The 20,936-nt window shown below is 53.7% G+C and carries 15 protein-coding genes; 4 read left to right on the top strand and 11 right to left on the bottom strand.

Going from position 1 to position 20,936, the window contains the following annotated elements; genetic code table 11:
- Positions 1-102 precede the first annotated feature (102 nt).
- Positions 103-984: an NAD(+) kinase gene (locus tag METH11B_RS0124050; protein WP_026604228.1), complete on the top strand. Its 882-nt coding sequence runs from the start codon at positions 103-105 to the stop codon at positions 982-984.
- A gap of 4 nt (positions 985-988) precedes the next feature.
- On the top strand, positions 989-2,671 hold the full coding sequence (gene recN / locus METH11B_RS0124045; RefSeq protein WP_026604227.1) for a DNA repair protein RecN: 1,683 nt from the start codon (positions 989-991) through the stop codon (positions 2,669-2,671).
- A 7-nt stretch (positions 2,672-2,678) separates the two neighbouring features.
- Here recN and METH11B_RS0124040 read toward each other — a convergent pair whose 3' ends face one another.
- The 3 genes from METH11B_RS0124040 to METH11B_RS0124030 all read right to left on the bottom strand — a co-directional run bounded on the left by METH11B_RS0124040 (position 2,679) and on the right by METH11B_RS0124030 (position 7,012).
- Positions 2,679-3,590 (bottom strand): DMT family transporter, encoded by a 912-nt coding sequence (locus tag METH11B_RS0124040; RefSeq protein ID WP_026604226.1) that lies wholly within the window; start codon positions 3,588-3,590, stop codon positions 2,679-2,681.
- Positions 3,591-3,825: 235 nt separating this feature from the next.
- On the bottom strand, positions 3,826-5,229 hold the full coding sequence (locus tag METH11B_RS0124035; RefSeq protein ID WP_026604225.1) for an esterase-like activity of phytase family protein: 1,404 nt from the start codon (positions 5,227-5,229) through the stop codon (positions 3,826-3,828).
- Positions 5,230-5,404: 175 nt separating this feature from the next.
- A complete protein-coding gene (locus METH11B_RS0124030) occupies positions 5,405-7,012 on the bottom strand; it encodes a methyl-accepting chemotaxis protein (protein WP_026604224.1) in 1,608 nt (535 codons plus the stop codon).
- 323 nt (positions 7,013-7,335) lie between these two features.
- Between METH11B_RS0124030 and METH11B_RS0124020 the strand changes: the two genes are divergently transcribed.
- Positions 7,336-9,849: a DUF2339 domain-containing protein gene (locus tag METH11B_RS0124020; protein ID WP_026604223.1), complete on the top strand. Its 2,514-nt coding sequence runs from the start codon at positions 7,336-7,338 to the stop codon at positions 9,847-9,849.
- Positions 9,846-11,234, top strand: a complete 1,389-nt coding sequence (locus tag METH11B_RS0124015; protein ID WP_026604222.1) for a DUF3999 family protein — start codon at positions 9,846-9,848, stop codon at positions 11,232-11,234. The genes METH11B_RS0124020 and METH11B_RS0124015 overlap by 4 nt, the downstream gene beginning before the upstream one ends.
- 271 nt (positions 11,235-11,505) lie before the next feature.
- Here the strand turns inward: METH11B_RS0124015 and ltrA are convergent, their stop codons facing one another.
- The 8 genes from ltrA to METH11B_RS0123970 all read right to left on the bottom strand — a co-directional run bounded on the left by ltrA (position 11,506) and on the right by METH11B_RS0123970 (position 20,935).
- Complete coding sequence (gene ltrA, locus METH11B_RS0124010) at positions 11,506-12,795, bottom strand: group II intron reverse transcriptase/maturase (protein WP_026603203.1); 1,290 nt, start codon at positions 12,793-12,795, stop codon at positions 11,506-11,508.
- A gap of 829 nt (positions 12,796-13,624) precedes the next feature.
- Entirely contained in the window at positions 13,625-14,929 is a 1,305-nt protein-coding gene (locus METH11B_RS0124005) for an InlB B-repeat-containing protein (RefSeq protein ID WP_026604221.1), read from the bottom strand.
- Positions 14,930-15,444: 515 nt separating this feature from the next.
- Positions 15,445-17,742 carry a carbamoyltransferase HypF gene (gene hypF, locus METH11B_RS0123995; RefSeq protein WP_026604219.1) on the bottom strand — a complete coding sequence of 766 codons (2,298 nt, stop codon included), beginning with the start codon at positions 17,740-17,742 and terminating at the stop codon, positions 15,445-15,447.
- A 15-nt stretch (positions 17,743-17,757) separates the two neighbouring features.
- Positions 17,758-18,870: a hydrogenase formation protein HypD gene (gene hypD, locus METH11B_RS0123990; protein WP_026604218.1), complete on the bottom strand. Its 1,113-nt coding sequence runs from the start codon at positions 18,868-18,870 to the stop codon at positions 17,758-17,760.
- A complete protein-coding gene (gene hypB / locus METH11B_RS0123985) occupies positions 18,870-19,712 on the bottom strand; it encodes a hydrogenase nickel incorporation protein HypB (protein ID WP_026604217.1) in 843 nt (280 codons plus the stop codon). Before hypB ends, hypD begins: the two co-directional genes overlap by 1 nt.
- A 32-nt stretch (positions 19,713-19,744) precedes the next feature.
- Entirely contained in the window at positions 19,745-20,065 is a 321-nt protein-coding gene (locus METH11B_RS0123980; protein ID WP_231499666.1) for a hydrogenase maturation nickel metallochaperone HypA/HybF, read from the bottom strand.
- A 22-nt stretch (positions 20,066-20,087) separates the two neighbouring features.
- Positions 20,088-20,321, bottom strand: a complete 234-nt coding sequence (locus tag METH11B_RS0123975) for a HypC/HybG/HupF family hydrogenase formation chaperone (protein ID WP_026604215.1) — start codon at positions 20,319-20,321, stop codon at positions 20,088-20,090.
- Between the two features lie 32 nt (positions 20,322-20,353).
- Entirely contained in the window at positions 20,354-20,935 is a 582-nt protein-coding gene (locus tag METH11B_RS0123970; RefSeq protein WP_026604214.1) for a HupE/UreJ family protein, read from the bottom strand.
- Position 20,936 lies beyond the last annotated feature (1 nt).

The raw sequence follows: 20,936 nt of genomic DNA, 5'->3' as shown, positions 1-20,936 counted from the left end.
TCCAAATAACCCGTCACGCCAGCGACACAAACCACATCAAAGCTACCGAATAAAAACACAATCCCCTATAATCGAACTTACTCAAAAACCACCACCCCAACCATGCCAACCCCCTTCCAGCGTATCGGTATCATCGGCAAGTGCGGCGATCCGGGTATTGCCGCGACGCTGAACGAACTGTTCCGTTACCTAAAAGCCCGTGGTCACGACATCGTCGTAGATAGCCAAAGCGCGGAATTGCTCGACAGCACCGACATAAAGGGCGTACATATCGAGCGACTGCCGGAATTGTGCGACTTGATTATCGCCGTAGGCGGCGACGGCACCTTTCTGGCGGCGGCCCGCGCCGCGGCGGATTTCGAAACGCCGCTGCTGGGCGTAAACCTCGGCAGGTTAGGCTTTTTGGTGGATATTTCGCCGGAGCAGTTGTCCAGCCGCCTGGATAAAATTTTGGCAGGCGAGTTTAAGAGCGAGCAGCGCCAACTGCTCAGCACTCATATCATCCGCGACCACGAAATTATTCATCAGCAAACCGCCGTCAACGAGGTAGTGGTACACCGTTGGGTGACGCCGAGCATGATAGAAATCGTCACCAGCATCGACGGCGTGTATCTGAATACTCAACGTTCGGATGGTTTAATCGTCGCCACCCCGACCGGCTCTACCGCTTATTCCTTGTCGGCCGGCGGCCCGATCCTGCATCCGGCCTTGAACGCGCTGGTGTTGGTGCCGCTGAACCCGCATACGTTGTCGAATCGGCCCATCGTCATCGACGACAACGTGGTCATCGAAATCCGTTTCAGCCAGACCAAACAGATCAACGCATTGGTGACTTGCGACCACATGGAGATTCCGGACGTGCGCATCAACGACAAAATCGTCATTAAAAAATCCGCCAAACCGATTAAAATTTTGCACCCCGCTGATCACGATTTTTTCCATACTTTAAGAAGCAAACTCAACTGGAGCGGCTACCCCGCCTAAGGCCATGCTGTTAAACCTGAACATTATCGACCTAGCCGTCGTCGACGCGCTGGACCTGGACTTGGACCCCGGCATGTCGGTGCTGACCGGCGAAACCGGCGCCGGCAAATCGATTTTACTGACCGCGTTGGGCCTAGCTTTGGGCGACCGCGCCGATTCCGGCTATGTCCGCCCCGGCAGCAAGCGTGCCGAAGTGAATATCGAGTTCGATTTAGCCAAAGCGCCGCTGGTCAAGCAATGGCTGATCGATAACGAACTGGACGACGACGGCCAGTGCATGATCCGCCGCACCATCAGTGACGACGGCCGTTCCAAGGCTTATATCAACAACCGCCCTGTCAACCTGCAAACACTGCAAGGTTTAAGCCGGCAATTGGTGGAAATCCACGGTCAACACGCACATTTAACCTTGCTGGACAGTGAGGAACAGCGCCGACTACTGGACGGTTTCGCCGGCAACCAGGCCTTGCTGGATAAGCTGAACAGCTGTTACCAAGACTGGAAACAAGCGCATAAACAACTGCAGCAACTATTAAAAGCCGGTAGCGATCAGGTCGAACGCGAGGAATTGCTGCGTTATCAACTCGACGAGTTGCAGCAGCTAGACTTGGAAAACTTCGATTATCAGGCCTTGGCAGACGAGCATCACAAGCTAGCCAACTTGGGTAAGATTCTCAGCGTCGGTCAGCAGCAACTGGATATTTTGTACGACAACGATCAGCAGTCGGTCGCCGACATGCTGGGGCATGTGATTCACGCCATCAACGAATTGGCGCAGTATGCCGGCGAGTTGAACGGCGTTTCCGAATTATTGAGCGATGCGGAAATTCAGATCGGCGAAGCCACCCAGCAATTACGCCGTTTTCTGGAAAATCAGGAAGCCGATCCGCAACAATTGACCTGGCTGGAAAACCAGATAGGCGTGATTCAGTCGCTAAGCCGCAAGCATAAAATCCAACCGGAAGAACTGCCTGAACTGGCCGCGCGCTTGGCTACCGAATTGGATAACCTGAGCCACAGCAGCGAGCGTATCGAAAGCCTGAATGCGGATTGCGGGCTGCTATTAAGCCAGTACCGCAAGCTAGCCGGCGACTTGTCCGCCAGCCGCCGCCAAGCTGGCACGGAGTTACAGCAACGCATTTCCGACGCGATCAAAGAATTGGGCATGCCGCACGGCGAGTTCCTCGTCAACCTCCGCACCCCGGAGGATGCCGAACCGCAACGCAACGGTGTAGACAGTATCGAATTTCTGGTCAGCACCAACCCCGGCTTGCCGGCCAAGCCGCTAGCCAAAGTGGCATCAGGCGGCGAGTTATCGCGGATCAGCTTGGCGATTCAAGTCACCACCAGTACCGACAAAACCACGCCAACGATGATTTTCGACGAGGTCGATTCCGGCATCGGCGGCGGTATTGCCGAAATCGTCGGCCAGAAGCTCCGGCGTTTGAGCCTCAACCGCCAGGTATTGTGCGTCACCCATTTGCCGCAAGTCGCGTCGCAAGCGCATCAGCATTTATTTGTCGCCAAGAATCAGAAAGCAGCGGTGACATCGTCCACGGTTCGCCGTTTGAGTGACGACGAACGCGTGAATGAAGTCGCGCGCATGCTGGGCGGCGTCACCATTACCGAAAACACTTTGGCGCATGCGCGGGAGATGTTGGTATCGGGTGGCTTGGCGCGCGATTAACAGTCCCTCATTTTAACGACAGACTCAATACTCCGACCATCACCAACACCGCCCCGCCAATCTGAGCGAGCGTCAATTCTTCACCCAACACATAATTGGCCATGAACAAGGTCGCTACCGGCCCCAGCGAGCCGATCAGCGAGGTATGACTGGAGCCTATCATCTTGATCGCTGCCGAGAGCATGAACACCGGCAGCACCGTCGAGAAGATCGCCATCAGCAAGCTCAATTGATACACCCGCATCGGTAACAGCAAGGCCTGCGGCGGATGCGTGAGTAAAAATTGCATCAGCGTCGCCGCGCAAGCCACCAGCATCGCGTAAGCGGTAAAGCGTGAGGCACCGATGCGAACCACCGTTTCGCCGGTGCCGATCAGGTAAGCAGCGTAGGTCAAGGTGCTGGCAAACACAAAACCGGCTCCCAACAACAAATGTTCCGACTGAATATTGATTTCATCCAAAAACACCACACCAATGCCGGCATAACTAAGCGTTAGCGCGATGATCTCTTTCCTACCGAAAGGTTTACCCAATATCAACGCCGACAGCACCACGACCATGGTCGGATACAGGAACAGAATCAGCCGCTCCAGCCCTGCGGAGATGTATTGCAGACCGATAAAATCGAACAAGCTGGACAGGTAATACCCCAGCAAGCCCAAGATCAGCAGCACCAGATAGTCTCTACCCGTTAACGGCGTCAGATCCTTCCGGCCGGCATGCCGCCAAGCGACGATTAGAAAAAACGGCGCGGAAAACAACATACGCAAAGCCAATAAAGTTACAGCATCCACCGGTTCGTAATACGCCAGTTTTACCAAGATGGCTTTGCCGGAAAACCCGATGGCCGCCAAAGTCGCCAGGCCAAAGCCCAACAAGCGGTTGCGGTTGGATAATGCAGTAGATGTAGTCGTTGCCATTAGGCCTCCTGAGTGATGCGGGCCTTAGGCAAATGTCGAAGCAACTGCGGCAAGACCCGCGGTTGCTTGATTGTTTAGAAAAACGCAAACACCACGGCGATAGACAAAGCCCATTGCCATAGGTGCTTAAAGAAATGATTGCGGTTTGAATAATGCATGATGGCTGGATTATAGCGGCATCGTCGCGGGCAGGCAAAATCCTCCTTGCCAAACCGGCAAGGAGGATGACGGCTACTTAGGCTTTGCGTTTTCTACCCAAACCCAACGCGCCAATCAGACCGGTACCGAACAACCACGCAGCAGCGGGCACTGGCACCGGGGCTACATAACCGGACAAATCGGCTGCGGAGACTTTATAAGCATGCAATACACCAGGCAGCAACTGATACTCACTGGTCAACGTTGCCGAACAGCCACTGGTTTGACCAAGCGGACATTGAATCGATGTTGCATATGGATCGGCGTCGCTGAAACGGAAGTACACATCGAACTGCGTGCCGGTGCCGTTTTGGGTAACGCTGTAGTCGTTATCGGTGCCGGCCAGCATCAAATAACTGCCGTCAGCCAGTTTCGGGCCAATTGCCAAGCCTTCCCACTTCTCAGGAGATTTGTTGCCAAGAGCTGCCAAGGTGTTGGCATCAAGATCCAGAAATTGCGCGGATTTGCTAACTTTGCTGTAAACAGCACCAACTGCGTCCAAATCGATGCCACTAACATCGGTCGCGCCGTTCAAATCAATTTTATAAACTTCTTTGTCTGCACCGGCAAAAGTAGCACCAACACCGACACCACGGTTGTTACGCTCTAGTACGAAGAACTCATGGTCGTTGATCGCTACCAAGGCCGATGTGCCCTGTCCTTGACCGGAACGCTTCATTTGGTAGGCATATTGAGCCACCGCTTCGCCAGTAGCCGTATCGAATTTTACAATCCGACTCACCGAACCGTTGCCGGCACCTTCGTCCAACATTGCACTTTGCAACATTGCAAACGCAAATTTGCCGTCAGGACTGATCGCCAGGCCTTCGAAGCCGCGATTGGTGCGTTTGCCGGCAGTATTCGGTTCTGGATCGCCGCCCGCATAGTTTGGAACATTAGTTGTACCGTTGCGCGGCACCAGATTGGTTGGAGTCGTATAGGTTTTCACTACCGCGCCAGTATTGTGATCGATCTCATACAGCGATGGACCGTATTCGTCGGACACCAGCAAGTTACCGTTTTTGGGGTGGATCACAACGCCTTCAGGGTCAAAGGCATTACCCAAATTACTGGTAGGGTTTGGCGCAATACCGTTCAGCGCGGAACCGCCTTTACTAAATTTCAGGGTTTGGGCGATTTGGAAATTAGAAATCGCGCCGGTAACGCTATTAATGTCCAGGGTAAAGCGCTGTACCCGTGTTTCATAATTCAACAAACCACCACCCGGGCCTCTATCCGACAAGCCCCACCACTCGTTACGGTTGGTATCGTAATAAATATCCGAAAAAAAGCCGACGCGGCGATCGAACGAATTGGCAAGATTGCTGGATAAATCCAGGGTATCGCCGGAAATAGCCAGGCCGTTGACGAAAGTTGGAGTAGCTAAGGCAGTATCGGCCAACAGCAAGCCGGCCAGTAAAAATGTTGGTTTTAAACGCATATCGAATACCTGATTTGACGGAGTTTTGTGACGAGAGTCTCAAATTTTATCCGGCATTCATTACATAGACATGACAACCACCGAGCGGCAAAAGCCTAAAGGAAATGATCTACTGAAAGGAATGACGAGTTTGCAGAAGCTTCCCGGCAACAACCGAAAAGCCTCTGCTTTCAACTCAGCGTTTGAATTGCCCAACCAATTGATTCAACTGCGCGGCCAATTTCACCAATTCGTTACTAGCGGCATTGGTTTGCGCGGCATCCTGGGCGGTGCGCTCGGTGAGTTGGCCGATATTGGTGATACTTTGCCCCACGTGCTGGGCAACCCGGCTTTGATTGTCAGCTGCTTGCGACATGCGCGAGTTCAATTGGCGAATCTGCGTCACCCGTTCGGCAATCGCGCTTAAACCCTGATCGGCGCTTTGCACTTGTTCGCGGCGCTGCTCGGCGCTGTTTTTGGCGTTGTTCATCACCGTCACCGCGTCTTTGGCTTCGCGTTGTAATTGATCGATGATGCTTTGAATTTCTTCGGTGGCCTTATGCGAACGCGTCGCCAAGGTGCGGACTTCGTCTGCTACTACCGCAAACCCGCGGCCCTGCTCGCCGGCCCTGGCAGCTTCGATAGCGGCATTCAAGGCCAACAGATTGGTTTGCTCGGCCAGGCCTTTAATCACATCCAACACCGCGCCGACACCATTACTTTTTTGATCCAGACGTTTGATCACTTCTGCGGCTCGGTCGATTTCATTCACCAGTTCGTTGATACCGTTGATGGCATTTTTGGTCGTTGCCGCGCCTTGCGCGGCCTCCTGATCGGCTTCCACGGAAGCTTGCGCCGCACCGGTCGCCCCGCCGCGCACGTCTTGCACAGAGTTCTCCAGTTCGTGAATCGCTTGAATCACCGTCTCGGTTTCACTCCGTTGTTGCGTGGCCGCTTGCGAAGTTTGCCGGGCCACACCGGATATTTGGTTGGTCGCCGCAGCCAATTGCTGACTTACCGACGATACCTGCCCCAAGCTACCGGCAAAATTTGCCAGCATGGTATTGAACGATTCGCTGACCTGGCCGATCTCGTCGCCGGAATCGACTTGCAACCGTTGTCGTAAATCCGACTGTCCGGCGATGGCGTTAACTGTGTCGCGCATAGCCACTAATGGATTAACCACAATCTTGCGCATCAGCATGTTGACCAGCAAGAGGCCGCCGGCAAACATCACCAAGGAGATAGCCGAAGCAATCACCAAATCGCGATTAATCTGCGCATCGAGATTTGCCAGTGAAAAACTCACCCGCACCGCTCCCAACACTGTCCCCTCGCTCACCGCGTGACAAGTCAGACAGTTGGTGCCGCGAAAATTGGCGCTAGCCTTAACCGGCTCCAGCACGGTGATCAGGCGTCCGTTTTTGTCGTTACCCGGTTGAATGATGCTTTCACCGGCCAGCGCGCGATCATCCAAATTATCAACGGGTCTTTGCTCGGATTTACCGGGACCGTAAAAATCGGTAATTTGCTTGCCACGAATTAACCGCACTTCCGTGACATTGGTATGCGAAAGGGCTTTATCGCGCAATACTTCACCCTGCGCCATCGCGCCGGTCAACATCAGCGTGTTCACCCCGTCGAAATAACTATTGGCAATATCCCGGGCTTTATCGGTCGCCAGCGTTTGTATCATGTCTTTTTGCCTTTCCGCCATAAATAGCGTGCTGACAAACATCAGCAACAAAAATACACTGGCTATGCTTAGCAATATTTTGGATTGGATTGTGGAGTTCTTGTTCATGAGATCGGCCAATGTATTGGAATGTGTGGTTATACACCTTGGGTTGTCGGCAGCTCCTGGAAAATCTATATGTAATCCTAAGCTTACCCTTGTAATCCATGTATCAAGCATAGAACAAATCCTTAGCGCACGAGCCATATATAGCAATCAGGCTAACAAGCGGTTATCCTGAATAGTGACGCCGCTCACGAATACGACTACTTTTGCAAATTGGCGCGTAACCCAGCGCATTTGCCGCTTCACGCAGAAGATCTGGCCGTGACCTGAAAAGCTTGCTTGATAACCCAAATAACCCACCGTTTGCCCAGCCTTGGAGAGTTGCCGTGGACGATTTTTTCGGTTTTATCGCTTTTGTCCTGATTTTGGTGCCCATCGTAATAATCGCGATGTTGACCGTTTTAATGGGCCGCCAAAAACGTAACCAGGATGACATTAATCAGACCCTGCGGAAGATAGAAGCGGCACTACGCGAAGACCGCAAACTGCTGCGTGAGCTGGCAAACGCGCAAGTAGTGCCTACTCACGAAACACCGCCGCAACCGGCTTTATTCGAAGTGCAAACACCGGCAACGGAACAGGTGCTATTCGATATTACCCCCAGCCAACTCCCTGCCGAACCGGTTCTGCAAACGCCCGAAATAGCGCCAAACCCTATTGCGGAGCCACCCCAGGAAAATCCCTGGAGTCAAAACACCTGGCAGCCCGCCGAACCCAGCCGTTTCGAACTGGCGGCACAGAAAATCCTGAAAGAAATCTGGAACTGGATCATCGTCGGCGAAGGCCATCGGCCCGAAGGCGTGGCGATGGAATACGCGGTCGCCAGCAATTGGTTGCTACGTATCGGCGTATTGATTTTAGTGACCGGTATCGGCTTTTTCCTGAAATATTCCATCGACAACGGCATGCTGGGCGAACAGGCGCGGGTTGCGCTATCGGTGCTAGCGGGCGTCGGCATGATCGTCGGCGGCGTGCGCCTGGTCGGCGGCAACTACCATTTGTTCAGCCAGGGCTTGCTGGGCGGCGGCATCGCAGTGTTGTATTTCAGCGTGTTTGCCGCGCACAGTTTTTATCATCTGCTAGACGTCTACCCGACCTTTGCCTTGATGATACTGGTTACCGCTTGCGCCGCGTTTTTGGCTATCAAGCTGGATTCCATGTTGGTGGCCATCTTTGCGATCATCGGCGGCTATTGCACGCCGATTATGCTGTCCACCGGCCAGGTGAATTTCCCTGGTTTGTTCAGTTACATGCTGCTGCTGGGCACGGGCATCCTGGCGATCAACTGGTACAAGCAATGGCATTTATTAAATTTCCTGAGCTTTTTCTTTAATTACCTGTTGTTCTTCGGCTCGATGCAGAATTATCAGGTCGAGTATTTCTGGCAGGTCTTGCCGTTCTTGACCGGCTTTTTTGTGCTGTATTCCACCACTGTGTTTTTGTTCTGCCTGGTCAATCAAACCAAATCGACCCTGCTGGATTTAATTGGCCTGATCGTCAATGCCGCCATCTTCTTCGGCACCGCCTACCATCTGATCGACGACGCCTACGGACAAATCTGGACCGCCTTGCTGACCGTGGCATTGGCGGCGTTTTATGTCGGCCATGTCTATTATTGCCTCGCGCGGAAGGTGGTGGATAAGGAACTATTGATCAGCTTCATTGGCTTGGCGGCATTTTTTGTGACCATAACCCTGCCCTTGCTGCTGTCTAATCAATGGATTACCGTCAGTTGGTCGCTGCAAGCCTTGGTAATGCTGTGGATGGCGGGCAAATTGCGCAGCGCGTTTTTACAACAAGTGGCATATCTACTGTATGCGTTGGTGCTGGTGCGTTTTTGTTTCATCGACTTGCCCGGCCAATACGGCATGCAAATGGATAGCCAGCAATCGTTCGGCGCCTTCTTGCTGGGCTTGTTGGAACGGGTAATCAGCTTCGGCATACCCATCCTGTCGTTGGCCTTGGCCTACACGCTAATCGAAAAACCGGCACCAGCTTCACCATTAGCCTGCGATGCCGGCAACGATGTGCCGCTGTGGCTGAAAGACAATCTGCTGTTGCAAATCATCCTGCTGGTCGGCGGCGGATTGTTGTTTGTGGTACTGCAACTGGAGTTGTTCCGCAGTTTTGCCTATCTGTATCCACCCTTGCAATTGCCGGTATTGACGTTGGTCTGGCTGGCCATGTGCTGGCTATTGTTGACCCGTTACGTGGCCGGTACGGGCGATTGGCTGCTACAAGCGCTTCGGCTGTTCCTGATCGGCGTGTTCCTGAAGATGCTGTTGTTCGATCTGCCGTCCTGGGACTTGACGCTGGGGCATATCGGCGTCGGCGACAGCGTCTGGACCTTGCGCTACGGCGGCGGCTATTCCTTCGAATTGGCCTTGATGCGTTTGTTGGACTTCGCGGCGACCATAGCCTTTTTGCTGTTCGCCTTACGCCGTCTGTCGAACAGCGGAACCGATACCGGCAATATCCGCCAATGGCTGGGTGGCGCGGCGCTGGTCTTGTTATTTACCTTTTTAAGTCTGGAAATTAACTCACTCTTGTATCAATATGTGCCGGGTTTGCGTTCCGGCGGTGTATCAATCTTATGGTCGATATTTGCGTTGACGCTGGTGTTCAACGGCATCAAGCGGCAAATCTCCAGTCTGCGCCTGGTCGGTCTGGCGCTGTTTGCCTTGGTGGCCTGGAAGGTGTTTTTCATCGACCTGGCGCGGCTGGAACAAATTTACCGAATCGTCGCCTTTATCGTGCTGGGCATGCTGGCGCTGGGCGGCGCGTTTTTTTACATGCGTTATCAACAAACTTTTATCGGCAATGCCGAAAACAAAACATGATCATGATCGCCAAATTTGCAGTGTTATGCTGCCTGTTTTTGACCCAGGCTTGGGCCAACGAAGCGCCGGCCTTCCGGTACAGCCGACCAGTACTGGCCCAAGATAACGGGCAACAAAGCCTGCTGGCCGTTCCGCTGGACAGCGCGGTGTATGCCAACACCGCCGCCGACTTTCGCGACTTGCGCCTGATCGATCAAAACGGCGTCGAAACGCCTTATTTGCTGCAAAAAATCGCCAGCAGGAAGACGGTCAGTAAGCGCGTGGCCAGCACCAGCAAGACCATCGATTTGCAAAAATTCGGCGACGAGGACGAAGGCTTCGTCGTTACCGTACAACTGGACAAAAACGCCGCCAACGCCGACGGCCTAAGCCTAGTCACCAACCAGCATGATTTCGAATACGCCTTGCAGATTCACGGTTCCAACGACGGCCAAAACTGGCAATTGCTGGTCGAGAGAGCGCAGATTTACGATTATTCGCGTTATATGACTGTTGGAAACCGCGACGTCGAGTTGCCGGCGAATAGCTTCCGGCAATTTAAAATCGTCGTTGCCAAAGCCAGCCAAACCCGGGTTGCCGAACTCTTGGAACTGACCCGCACCGTGCGCGGTGGCGAAGAATTGCAACGCCAGGAAACCACGCAACAAATCAAAGAACCTCTACATGTCGAGCGCATCGAGCTCTGGCACAACGTGGGCGAAACCGTGGCCGACACCGATCAGCAATTTGATTACCCGGCCAGTTTTAAAATCAAACTCGATACCGAGCAAAAAGCCACTTTCATCGACGTCGACACGCTGCGGCAACCGCTGAACGGTTTGAAGCTGCAAATCATGACTCCAAACTTCAGCCGCCAAGCCGAAGTGCAAATCCCGCTGACGCAAGGCTTGGAAACCCAAATGCGCACCATCGGCACCGGCTCTTTGGAAGCCTTGCATTATCAAGACATCAACCGCGAGCAAACCAGCATCGGCTTTCCGGAACAACGGCAATCACGCTACCGCATTGTTATTCGTGACCAGGACAACCCGGAACTGCATATCAACACCGTCGCCGGCACCGGTCCCGGCTACCAATTGCTGTTCTTGCCGCAAACCGGCCTGAGCTATCAAATCCAATACGGCTCCGAAACCGCCGAAGCCCCACGCTACGACACGGTACCGATCCAGGAGTTGTTGCGGCGAGGTTACCGCAGCAACGCGGCCGGATTGGGGCCGGAAACTGAGATCTCCTCTGCCGACAAGCATTTTAATTTCGGTCAATTGCTGAACAGCCGCTGGTTTCTGGGTGTCGCCATCGTACTGATGGTTATCGCGTTGGCTTGGAGTTTATTTCGCGTCGGCAAGCGGGTTGCCAATCTGTCTGATTCGACTGAGCGCCAATAATATCAGCCGTCACAGCCTTTGCCAGTTTTCAGATTTACGATGCCCTAAGCCTGGTTTGGCCGATTGCAGAGGCTTCGATTTACATGGCGATAATTAAGCAAGGGCTCATAACGGTAGAGTCGAGATGTGGCGCGGTAGCATTAGATTTGGCTTGCTGTTGCCGTCCCTTTCGTTTGACGGTGTCCTAATAGCCTTGCCTTAACCCCGTTTCCACACCCCGCTCATCGAACCGGACTGGCAGATTTCCCGCATCCGGCTCTCGGACAAAATATCACGCGTTCGCCCACGGTTCGTCACACCCCAAGCGGCTTAAGCGCACCAAACCTAGCGTCTGGTAGAGGTACGGAAGTGGATAGCCTCCGCCTGCTCGCTTTCTCACCTTATACTTGTTGCGTAACCACCGACGCAACCGCGCTGCCGTGTAATTATCCAGCGCACGATAGGCGCGATTGAAGGTTCCTACCTTAAAATAGTTTGCCCAACCGCGTAGCATGCGATTCAATTTATAGATCAGCAACGTGGTGTCATGCCACGCCATTGAATAGGCCGTCAAGGCATGGATCTTTTCGACCATGCGCCTGATGCTTTTCTTCGATGGCCGGAAGCCCAAATAGACCTTACCGTTTTGCGGCCGATACTGCAGGCCAAATGTGTAACCCAGAAAGTCGAACTCATCTTCCAACACATTACAGACTCGCGTTTTATCCTCGTTTACCGTCAGCTTGATTTGCCCCATGACCTTGCGCATCCATTGCAATGCTTCTTCGGCTTTACCTCGTCGGCACAAGATCACTAGGTCATCGGCATAGGTGACAATCCGACTGCCGAGCCGCTGTTCCAGGCCCAGTTTCTTCCACGCCAGCACAAACCGTCGCATGTACAAATTCGACAGCAGCGGTGAGATAGGCGATCCCTGTGGAATACCACACCGATGATCTTTGGCCTCGGTTGTGCGCTTCGTCCGTCCTCGCTTATCGGTTTCCTCTACCGGACATTCCAGCCACATCGTGATCAGATGCAGCACACGCCGATCCACAATCCGGCGTGCTACCGACTTGAGTAGCTCGGCATGGGGTATTGTCCCAAAGTAATCTGCAAGGTCGGCATCGACGACATCCGGGTGACCGTGATAGAGATGATCCTTCACCTCGATCACCGCCTGTTGAGCATTGCGGCCCGAACGGTAAGCATACTGCTCGTCCGGCAGATCGGCTTCGAAGATCGGTTCTATTACCAGCATGGCTGCCGTCATACAGACCCGGTCTCGTAGCGTCGATAGACCTAGCGGCCTCAGTTTGCCATTCGGCTTGGGGATGTAGACTCGTCTGATGGGATCTGGTCGATAAGTTTCCTCTCTGAGCGCAAGCGCCAGTTCACCAAGCCACCGCTCCACGCCATACGCTTCTATATCCGCAAAGCTCTGACCATCCACACCCGGTGCACCCTTGTTGGCGCGGCAGCAGGCATAGGCATGCGCCAAGATGTCTTCTCGGTATAGCTTGTCGTACAGCGCATAGAAGCGATAGTCAGTTTCAGCCTTCGCTTTTGCGTGTAACGCCATCTGTAGTTTCTGAACGCTTAACGGAGTTGATAGGTTGCCCAATCTCCTGTCCTTTTCCACTTATTGCGTTGATTTTGAACTAAGGCACCTTCCCTCCACCAGCATTACCCGGCTTCCTCGGTACTACAAGCCTCTCCGCCACCCTGCAGCGCCCGGCCTGTCCCTCACGGGCATCCGGTTGGTCATCGCTGGCCACGCCACAGGGCTTCCCGTGTTGCGTGCGCTTACCTTGTGTACATGCTGTCACCACTGCCCCGGCGCAGCGACTGGAAATACTCTTCGCTCGATTTCCCAGCCGTATCAGCCTTCCCCGAAAGGGTTGTCGGGTCGGCCTGCGCATCGACCTTTTCGAGGCTTGCTCGGTGTTCACTCACATTACGGCCTGCACACTCGCTGAATCGCCTAAAGCGATCTCTTTACATCGGAGGCTCCAGCCACTTCGTTACCTCCATGACTGCTCCGATTGCTTCCGGCCGGAGCGATTTAGCCGGGTGGGTCTCTCACCCACTGGTAAAGCGCCGCCTTTGCACGGCGCACACCCAAACCGGCCTGTCGCGCTTCTACAAACCGGCCATTCAGCCAATCCAGATTCTGCGAACTAGGGATCTACAAAGCCGCCATTGGCGATCTCACCCCAACGCTAATAGTGGCTACGCTTCGGATTTAGTACCGCAGTGGAATGGATAGCCTCCTGATAGTGTTTAGCCTAATATGATTGATTGCGAGACATCCACCGGCCCTGCGTTGCCTCGATTCAGCGTGAAAGGAATCAAGGGCGTCTGCCATTCCATCCTCCGCCCGAAATGGGCGAAAGAGACCATTGAGGTTCCTATCGTCTGAAGGTGGCCGTGACGGTTTTGGCATCGTCCATCGTAATCGTGCAGATTGCACGACGACCGGTACAGGCACCGCTCCAGCCGACGAATTTCGCCCACCAGTTGGCGGTGGCACGGAGAGTGACCCGAGTGCCGGTATCAAACGTTTCTTCGCAATCGGAGCCGCAGTTAATCCCGGCGGGCCGGCTAGTCACATGACCGCGCCCGCTCACCATCACCGAAAGCTTCGGCGCAGGCGCAACCGTCGACTCGGCACCCCAGTTGGCGTCGAATGCATTGCCTGAGGTCGTCAGAGAGACCGCTGCTCCGGTAATCGCCAACGGCGTTACTGCTTGCCGTGCGATTGTGATCGGAGTGATCGGGAGCGTTGCAGGTGCGGGCATGGTGAACAGGTCGTATCCAGCACCCGCTGCTCGCTGAAATAGAATCTGCGTGCCATCGGGCGACCACGAGGGGAATAGGTCATTGACGGTGTCATCGGCGGAGAGATTCGTGGCCGCGCTCCCATCGGGGTTCACGGCCCAGAGCTGCCAGGGGCCGCAACACGCGGAGACCTGCGCTTGGCTCATGAACACGACCTTGCTACCATCCGGTGACCAGGCCGGAGCTCGATCCTCCTCAAGGAACATGGCCCGATCGCTTCCAGGTTCACCTGCGGACACCACTACTTCGCCGCTTCCATCAACGTTGGCAACCACAATCTCGTGCTGGGATCCCTGGACCGGTTCACCGGTGCTCGGATCCGGATAGGTCTCGGGGCGCACGTCGACGAACGCGATCTTCGATCCGTCCGGAGACCACACCGGTTCCATCGTTGCATGCTCGGTCACGACCGTCTCAGCGAGGGTGCCAAGGTCTACTATGACGACAGCTGCGGCAAGGCCCTCCCGCTCCTTCATCACGGCGATTTGGGAGCCGTCAGGTCCCCACGACGGATCGAGTGCACCGCTGACAATCGCCGTCTTCCCCGAGCCGTCGGCGTTCATCACCGACAACGTGCGGGTAAACGAGTCCGAGATGAAGGCTATTCGGGAACCGTCGGGCGACCACACCGGGCTAAACTCGTCGATGTCAGTCGTGTCCGTGAGGTTTACGGCACCCGTGCCGTCCGGGTTCATTACCCAGATGTCCTGCTGCTCGGTCGGTCCGAACGGAATCGTGCTCGGCCCCCGCGCGACGTAGGCGATCTGACCGTTAGGCGCAATCGCCGCCAGCGCCGAAGCAGTGGTCAAGGCCAGGGGTACGATAACGCCTGCCGTAAGCGTGGCCACGACGGATATTCTAGATCTACGAGACATGTTTGCTTCTCTCCACTCAGTTAACTTAATTATTATGAATACACCCGTATATCGCCTGACGAAGGACAAAGGTTCAATCGGGAGTATTAAAAATGTTTCCCGATAACCCGCGTAGGATAGGTTGGGCAATAGCGGAAATCCATAGCGAGCTTTTCCAAGCTCCAGCAGATAGATCAAGACGGAAGGTTAGAAATTGTCCCGGCAGGAAAGACGGAAGCGGTTTTCCATGCTCAGGCTTTAGGTAAAACGAGCAAATAGACCCGCCAGTATTCTCGACGACCTTGCGGTCAACCCTGAATGCATGAAACTCCAAACGTTCAGTTGAGTTACCCATTCTCAATGTTATTGAATTTATCTTCTGCAATATTGGGATTTGGATCATCCCCATAAGTTGGCAAGGTTTGGTAGTTTTTCCAATGACGCCAGTAGACAATACTCAGATAAATCGCCAGTTATAACAAAATGCCGGATACAATCCAGAACAACAAAGTAAGAGATGTCATGGAACTATTCATTTAGTAAACGCTAGGCGATTGTTTAGCGCCATTCACATTACTTACTTGATTCAGCTTTGCACCTTCGATCAATTGCCCAAAACTAATGCCGCCGTCACCTGCCGGTATTTCAGCATGAAGATAAACCTCAAAGCCCTGCTCGTTCAGGAACATCATCGCCTGTTCCGTCAGCAGGCGATTTTGAAACACGCCACCCGACAGGCCAATCCGATTAATGTCATGTTTATTGCGCAGGGCTGTTGCCTGATCGGCAATAGCGCCGGCGAGACTGGCATGAAAAATCGATGCCCGTTCGGCGCGGCTGATGTGTTTATCCATCAACAGCGGCAACAATGGTCCCCAATCGCTGATCACTAGATTGGCATCGCTCTGAATCAGCGGCAAGGAAATACGTGCCGAATTCGCATGGCTTAATGCCTCCAGTTGCATAGCGGCATGTCCTTCATAGCTAGAATGGTGAGCGATACCGATCAATGACGCTGCTGCGTCGAACAAGCGTCCCGCCGAACTGGAAAGCGGGCAGTTCAGTTTGCGCCGCCAAATCTGCGCTAACAATTCAGCATCTTCAGGACAGTCGGGCCAATTCAAATTCTGTTCCAGACACAGCGACATTGCTACGCGCCAAGGTTCTCGAGCGGCTTTATCGCCGCCAAGCAAATTAAATGGTCGTAGCGAACCTACGCGTCGCCAAGCGCCCGGGCAGCCCAATAATGTTTCGCCACCCCAAATCGTGCCATCTTCACCATATCCGGTGCCATCCCAGGTAAACACCAGCATATTTTCCATCAACCCGTTTTCGCCCGCCAAGGCCGAGGCATGGGCGTGGTGGTGATACACCAGCAAGATCGGTAGCGGCTGTTTTCCGGCCCAGAGTTTGGAATGGTAAGCAGGATGCGCGTCGCAGACAATCAGTTCCGGTATGACATCGTACAGTCGCTGCAAATCGGCAATCACCCGCTCAAACACCTCGGCACTGCGTAACGAGCCCAGATCGCCGATATGTGGGGAAATCACGACGCGATTGGCAAATCCCAAGGCCATAGTATTTTTTAGGTCGGCGCCCAGGGCCAGCATGGGTTTGTGGAACTGAAATGGCAAAGTTCTTTCCACAGGCGCAATGCCTCGTCCCAAACGGATCGCCCGAGTTTTACCTGCAACCCGGCGAAACACCGAATCATCGGCCGGTCGGCGAATGGGCCGGTTATGATGCAAAAAAGCGTCCGCAACCTTGCTTAAGCGCGCCTCCACTTCGTCGTTTTCAGTCAATACCGGTTCGCCGCTTAAATTGGCGGAAGTTGCCACTAACGGTGCGCCAAAGCCGTCCGCTAACAAGTGATGCAGCGGGCTGTAGGGCAACATCAACCCCACCTCGGCCAAACCAGGAGCAATGTTATCCGCCAGGATGGAGCCGGTTTTTTTTCTGACCAGGACGATGGGACGTTGGGGAGAACGTAACAAATTCTTTTCGGTCTCCTCCAGATCGGCAACTTGATGGGCATATTCTAGGCCGTCATCACCCCGCCAAGGTATCAAGACTGCGAGAGGCTTATCCGGGCGCGGCTTTCGTTGCCTCAACGTCATCACAGTAGTCGGATTTGTCGTATCACACATCAGGTGATAACCGCCAACGCCTTTCACGGCAATGATCATGCCTTGCCTAAAGCCGGCGATACATGCAGCCAGTGCGGCTTCGTTGTCGACGACATCCGGATGGCCCGGATTACGGAAGGTCAAATGCGGCCCGCATTCGGCGCACGCCAAAGGTTGCGCATGATAGCGTCGGTCGCCTGGATTGCTGTATTCGGCATGGCAAGCAGCGCAAAGCTCGAAATCCGCCATGGCCGTATTGGGACGATCATAAGGCAAGGAATCTATCAGCGTGTAGCGTGGGCCGCACTGGGTACAGTTAATGAAGGGATAGCGGTAACGGCGTTCGGTGGGATTCTGCATTTCGGCCAGACAATCGTCGCAGACGAAATAATCGGGCGGAATATGATTGTCGGCAACCTCTCCGGCTTCACTGTGCTGAATGACAAAATCAACCAGTCCGCAGCAATCGACTGCCTGAATTTGTAGTGGTTCCGGTTGGGCTAACGGTGGTGCCCGATTAATCAAAGCATGCTGAAAAGACGCAAGTGCTACTTGATTACCTTCAACCTGTATTTCCACCTGACCACTGCGATTGCGCACCCAGCCCGACAGTCCGTATTCTTTGGCTATTCGACTGACAAAGGGACGAAAACCCACGCCCTGCACGCGACCGGTAACAACGATATGTAAGGCTAGAATCTTAGTCAACGAGACGAGTTAAATTCAAGCAATAACGACCGTTTCAGCCAGTTCTTTGCGCATGCCGCTGGCCCACCAGATACGACAGGCGCCTTCATCGGACACCATGCAAGGGCCAACCGGTGTGCGCGGCGTGCAAGCCGATCCATAGATGCGGCATTCCACCGGCCTGATTTTGCCCATCACCACCCGCGCACAATCGCATCCGGGCGGCATTTCTCCGGCACGATGACTGGCGTTATCCGTGGCTTCCGGAAATTTTAAACGGGCATTGTGCGCGGCAAATTCGGCTTTTAATTCAAAGCCGGAGCGGGGAATGATACCAATCCCGCGCCATGGCGCATCAATCACATCCAGGGTTTTGGCAAGCAATCGGCGGGCAGCCTGGTTCCCATGTGCTTTAACCACTTGCGGATAACAATTGTCCAGAAATGGTCGTTGCTCGATTAATTGTCTCAGTACGGAATAAGTCGCTGCCAGCAGACTCTCCGGCGAGAAGCCGGCGATGGCGGTGGGAATATGATGCTGCTCGACTACAAACTGCCATTCTTCCGGGCCCATCACGGTCGAAACATGACCGGGCGCAATCAAGGCATCGAAACCGGGTTGTTCGGACTCCAATAGTAAGGCCACTGCCGGCCAAGTCAGTCTGCCGCTCATCAACAGCAACAGATTATCCGGTATGCCCTCCGCAACCATCCCCGCCACCGGGGCACAGGTGGTTTCAAAGCCCGCCGCAAAAAATACGACCGTTTTTTGCGGCTCAGTTAAAGCAATTCGTACCACTTCCAGTGGCGATGCGACGGGTCTAACATCGGCGCCTGCCGCTTTGGCCTGTTCCAAGGAGCGGATGGCCGATTTAGGTACATTTACCGGCACTCTCAACATATCACCGAAGCTAACCAGAACAATGTCTTCGTGCAAAGCCAGTTGAATGGCTAGGTAAATATCCTGCTCAGGACACACGCACACCGGACAACCGGGCCCTGGAATAAGCTCGATATTACCGGGCAAGGCTTTACGTAAACCAGCCATGGATATAGAGCGTTCGTGCCCACCGCAGACATTCATCAAGCGTACTTTGTCGGGAAGCGGCAGATCGCGAATTTTCGCCAGCCACGCTTGGGCGGTATGCATCAGCCGACCTGCTTGATGGGACGAAAATGTGTTTCGGGGTTTTGTATATGAAGACTATTGCCGTCCGGCTGGATTTGCGGTCTTAGGGTTTGTTGCCGTTGTATACGGGCTTTATGATCGCCCACCTCTTGTTCCAACCATTGCAACCAGCCTGCTAGCCCTTCACCTGAGCGACTGGACAGTGTCAGCACGGGGGAGTGACTGGCCAGTTGACGTTGGCAGCGTTCGGCTTTTTCTGTGGAGAAATCGTCAAGATAGGGCAATAAATCGGTCTTGGTAATCAACATCAGATCCGCAGCACGAAACATCACGGGATATTTGGCGGGTTTGTCGTCGCCTTCCGTGACTGATAATAAAGTTATGTTGCGGTGATGTCCCAAGTCAAAGCTGGCGGGGCAAACCAGATTGCCGACGTTTTCGATAAACAGCAAATCAATTTTTGCCAAATCGAGATGTTCCAAGGCATGCTGGATTAAATGCGCGTCCAGATGGCAGGCGGTACCGGTGGTGATTTGGTAGGCGGGTACGCCCTGGGCGCGGATGCGCTCGGCGTCGTTTTCCGTTTCCAGATCGCCTTCTATCACTGCGATGCTGATTTTGTCCTTTAGTTGGCGAATCGTCGCCTCCAGCAACGCGGTCTTACCCGAACCTGGCGAAGACATCAGATTGATTGCCAATACACCGTTGGCATCGAATTTGGCCCGATTTAATTCCGCTTGTTCATCATTGTGCTTGAGCAGATTGCTGAGCACGGAAACAGCGGTGACCAATTTTTGGGGCGGTGCAGTAAACAACAAATGCCGGTTGCCGGATGTCACATTACAACCACAGGTATTACACATGATCTAACTCCGTACTATCAAAGTGCGTTAATTCAATCGGGATTTTCAAGTTCCACGCGCGCTAAGATCAGCTCGTCGCCACTCAGCAATTTCGTGTCGCAACTTCCGCAGCTTGCACAAATCAGTTGATTGACACACGCTGCCGATTCCGTTCCACACACATTGCAAAGTACGCAGACTGGCTGCTCTTCGGTTACCAGTTCGGCGTCTTCCGCCAGGGTGCCGGCGCGGCTAATAGTAAAAGCACTTTCCAGCAGCCGGGCCTCAATACCCGATAATGGGCCTATTCGTACAACAATCCGCACCACTTTTTCAGCCTGATGCTCCTTGGCAAGAGCGGTCACTTGATTCATCAAGTCCTCGCACAAGGAAAGTTCATGCATCAACATCCTCTTCGGCTATCTGGTCGAGCAGTTCCCAGGTCGAAAACGCTTCTTCGGCTGTTATTTTTTGGATCGCATAGCCGACATGGATCAGAACATGGTCGTCAATTTGCACCGATTCATCTTGTAACAGAAACAAACTTACTTCGCGTTCCACACCTCTGGCTGCACAACGCGCCATATATCCGTCAATCTGGGTGATTTGCATCGGAATGGCTAAACACATATCGATTTGTCCTGGCGTTTGGGCCTAAATAGCTAAGGTGTGAGTAGCATGGTACTGGCGGCTATCAATGTAAAGCCTAATAGTCGCTGAATGATCCGGTATTGACTTGAGTCACGCGCCAAGCCGATGCCAAGACCATGCAGTAACGACGTTGCCAGGACGAAACCGATACCATACAAAATAGGCGAAGCCGTATGTGGCAATTCCAGGCCATGAGCAACGCCATGGAATAGCGCAAAAAATCCAACAGTACCTGTTACGGCAAGCATCGATAATCGGACCGAACCAGCAATAATCAAACCCAAGACCAATACCGAGCTGGCAATGACCGGCTCCACCATAGGCAAGGATAAACCCAGCAAACCCAAGCTCGAACCCAAAACCATGGTGCCGAGAAAGGCTAAAGGTACCTGCCAAACCGCTTTGCCACCCAATTGACCCGCCCAAATGCCGACCGCAATCATGGCCAGTAGGTGATCCACACCGACAAAGGGATGGGCTAAACCTGAAATGAGGCCTGTACCTTCGGCGCCCAGGGTATGTGCTTCAGCGACAGGCCAGATACCAACAAAACAAAGCAAACCAAGCAAAGGCCAAAACATTTTAGTGTTCATA

Source organism: Methylomonas sp. 11b (assembly GCF_000515215.1).
GTDB lineage: Bacteria > Pseudomonadota > Gammaproteobacteria > Methylococcales > Methylomonadaceae > Methylomonas.
The sequence above is the reverse complement of the archived record's forward strand: the minus strand, read 5'-3'. Positions and strand labels throughout refer to the sequence as shown.

What these genes read in the sequence shown, in the direction of transcription:
- METH11B_RS0124050 (WP_026604228.1), top strand. Translation starts at nt 103, where the DNA reads ATGCCAACCCCCTTCCAGCGTATCGGTATCATCGGCAAGTGCGGCGAT.
- recN (WP_026604227.1), top strand. Translation starts at nt 989, where the DNA reads ATGCTGTTAAACCTGAACATTATCGACCTAGCCGTCGTCGACGCGCTG.
- METH11B_RS0124040 (WP_026604226.1), bottom strand. Translation starts at nt 3,590, where the DNA reads ATGGCAACGACTACATCTACTGCATTATCCAACCGCAACCGCTTGTTG.
- METH11B_RS0124035 (WP_026604225.1), bottom strand. Translation starts at nt 5,229, where the DNA reads ATGCGTTTAAAACCAACATTTTTACTGGCCGGCTTGCTGTTGGCCGAT.
- METH11B_RS0124030 (WP_026604224.1), bottom strand. Translation starts at nt 7,012, where the DNA reads ATGAACAAGAACTCCACAATCCAATCCAAAATATTGCTAAGCATAGCC.
- METH11B_RS0124015 (WP_026604222.1), top strand. Translation starts at nt 9,846, where the DNA reads ATGATCATGATCGCCAAATTTGCAGTGTTATGCTGCCTGTTTTTGACC.
- ltrA (WP_026603203.1), bottom strand. Translation starts at nt 12,795, where the DNA reads ATGGCGTTACACGCAAAAGCGAAGGCTGAAACTGACTATCGCTTCTAT.
- METH11B_RS0124005 (WP_026604221.1), bottom strand. Translation starts at nt 14,929, where the DNA reads ATGTCTCGTAGATCTAGAATATCCGTCGTGGCCACGCTTACGGCAGGC.
- hypD (WP_026604218.1), bottom strand. Translation starts at nt 18,870, where the DNA reads ATGCATACCGCCCAAGCGTGGCTGGCGAAAATTCGCGATCTGCCGCTT.
- hypB (WP_026604217.1), bottom strand. Translation starts at nt 19,712, where the DNA reads ATGTGTAATACCTGTGGTTGTAATGTGACATCCGGCAACCGGCATTTG.
- METH11B_RS0123980 (WP_231499666.1), bottom strand. Translation starts at nt 20,065, where the DNA reads ATGAATCAAGTGACCGCTCTTGCCAAGGAGCATCAGGCTGAAAAAGTG.
- METH11B_RS0123975 (WP_026604215.1), bottom strand. Translation starts at nt 20,321, where the DNA reads ATGTGTTTAGCCATTCCGATGCAAATCACCCAGATTGACGGATATATG.
- METH11B_RS0123970 (WP_026604214.1), bottom strand. Translation starts at nt 20,935, where the DNA reads ATGAACACTAAAATGTTTTGGCCTTTGCTTGGTTTGCTTTGTTTTGTT.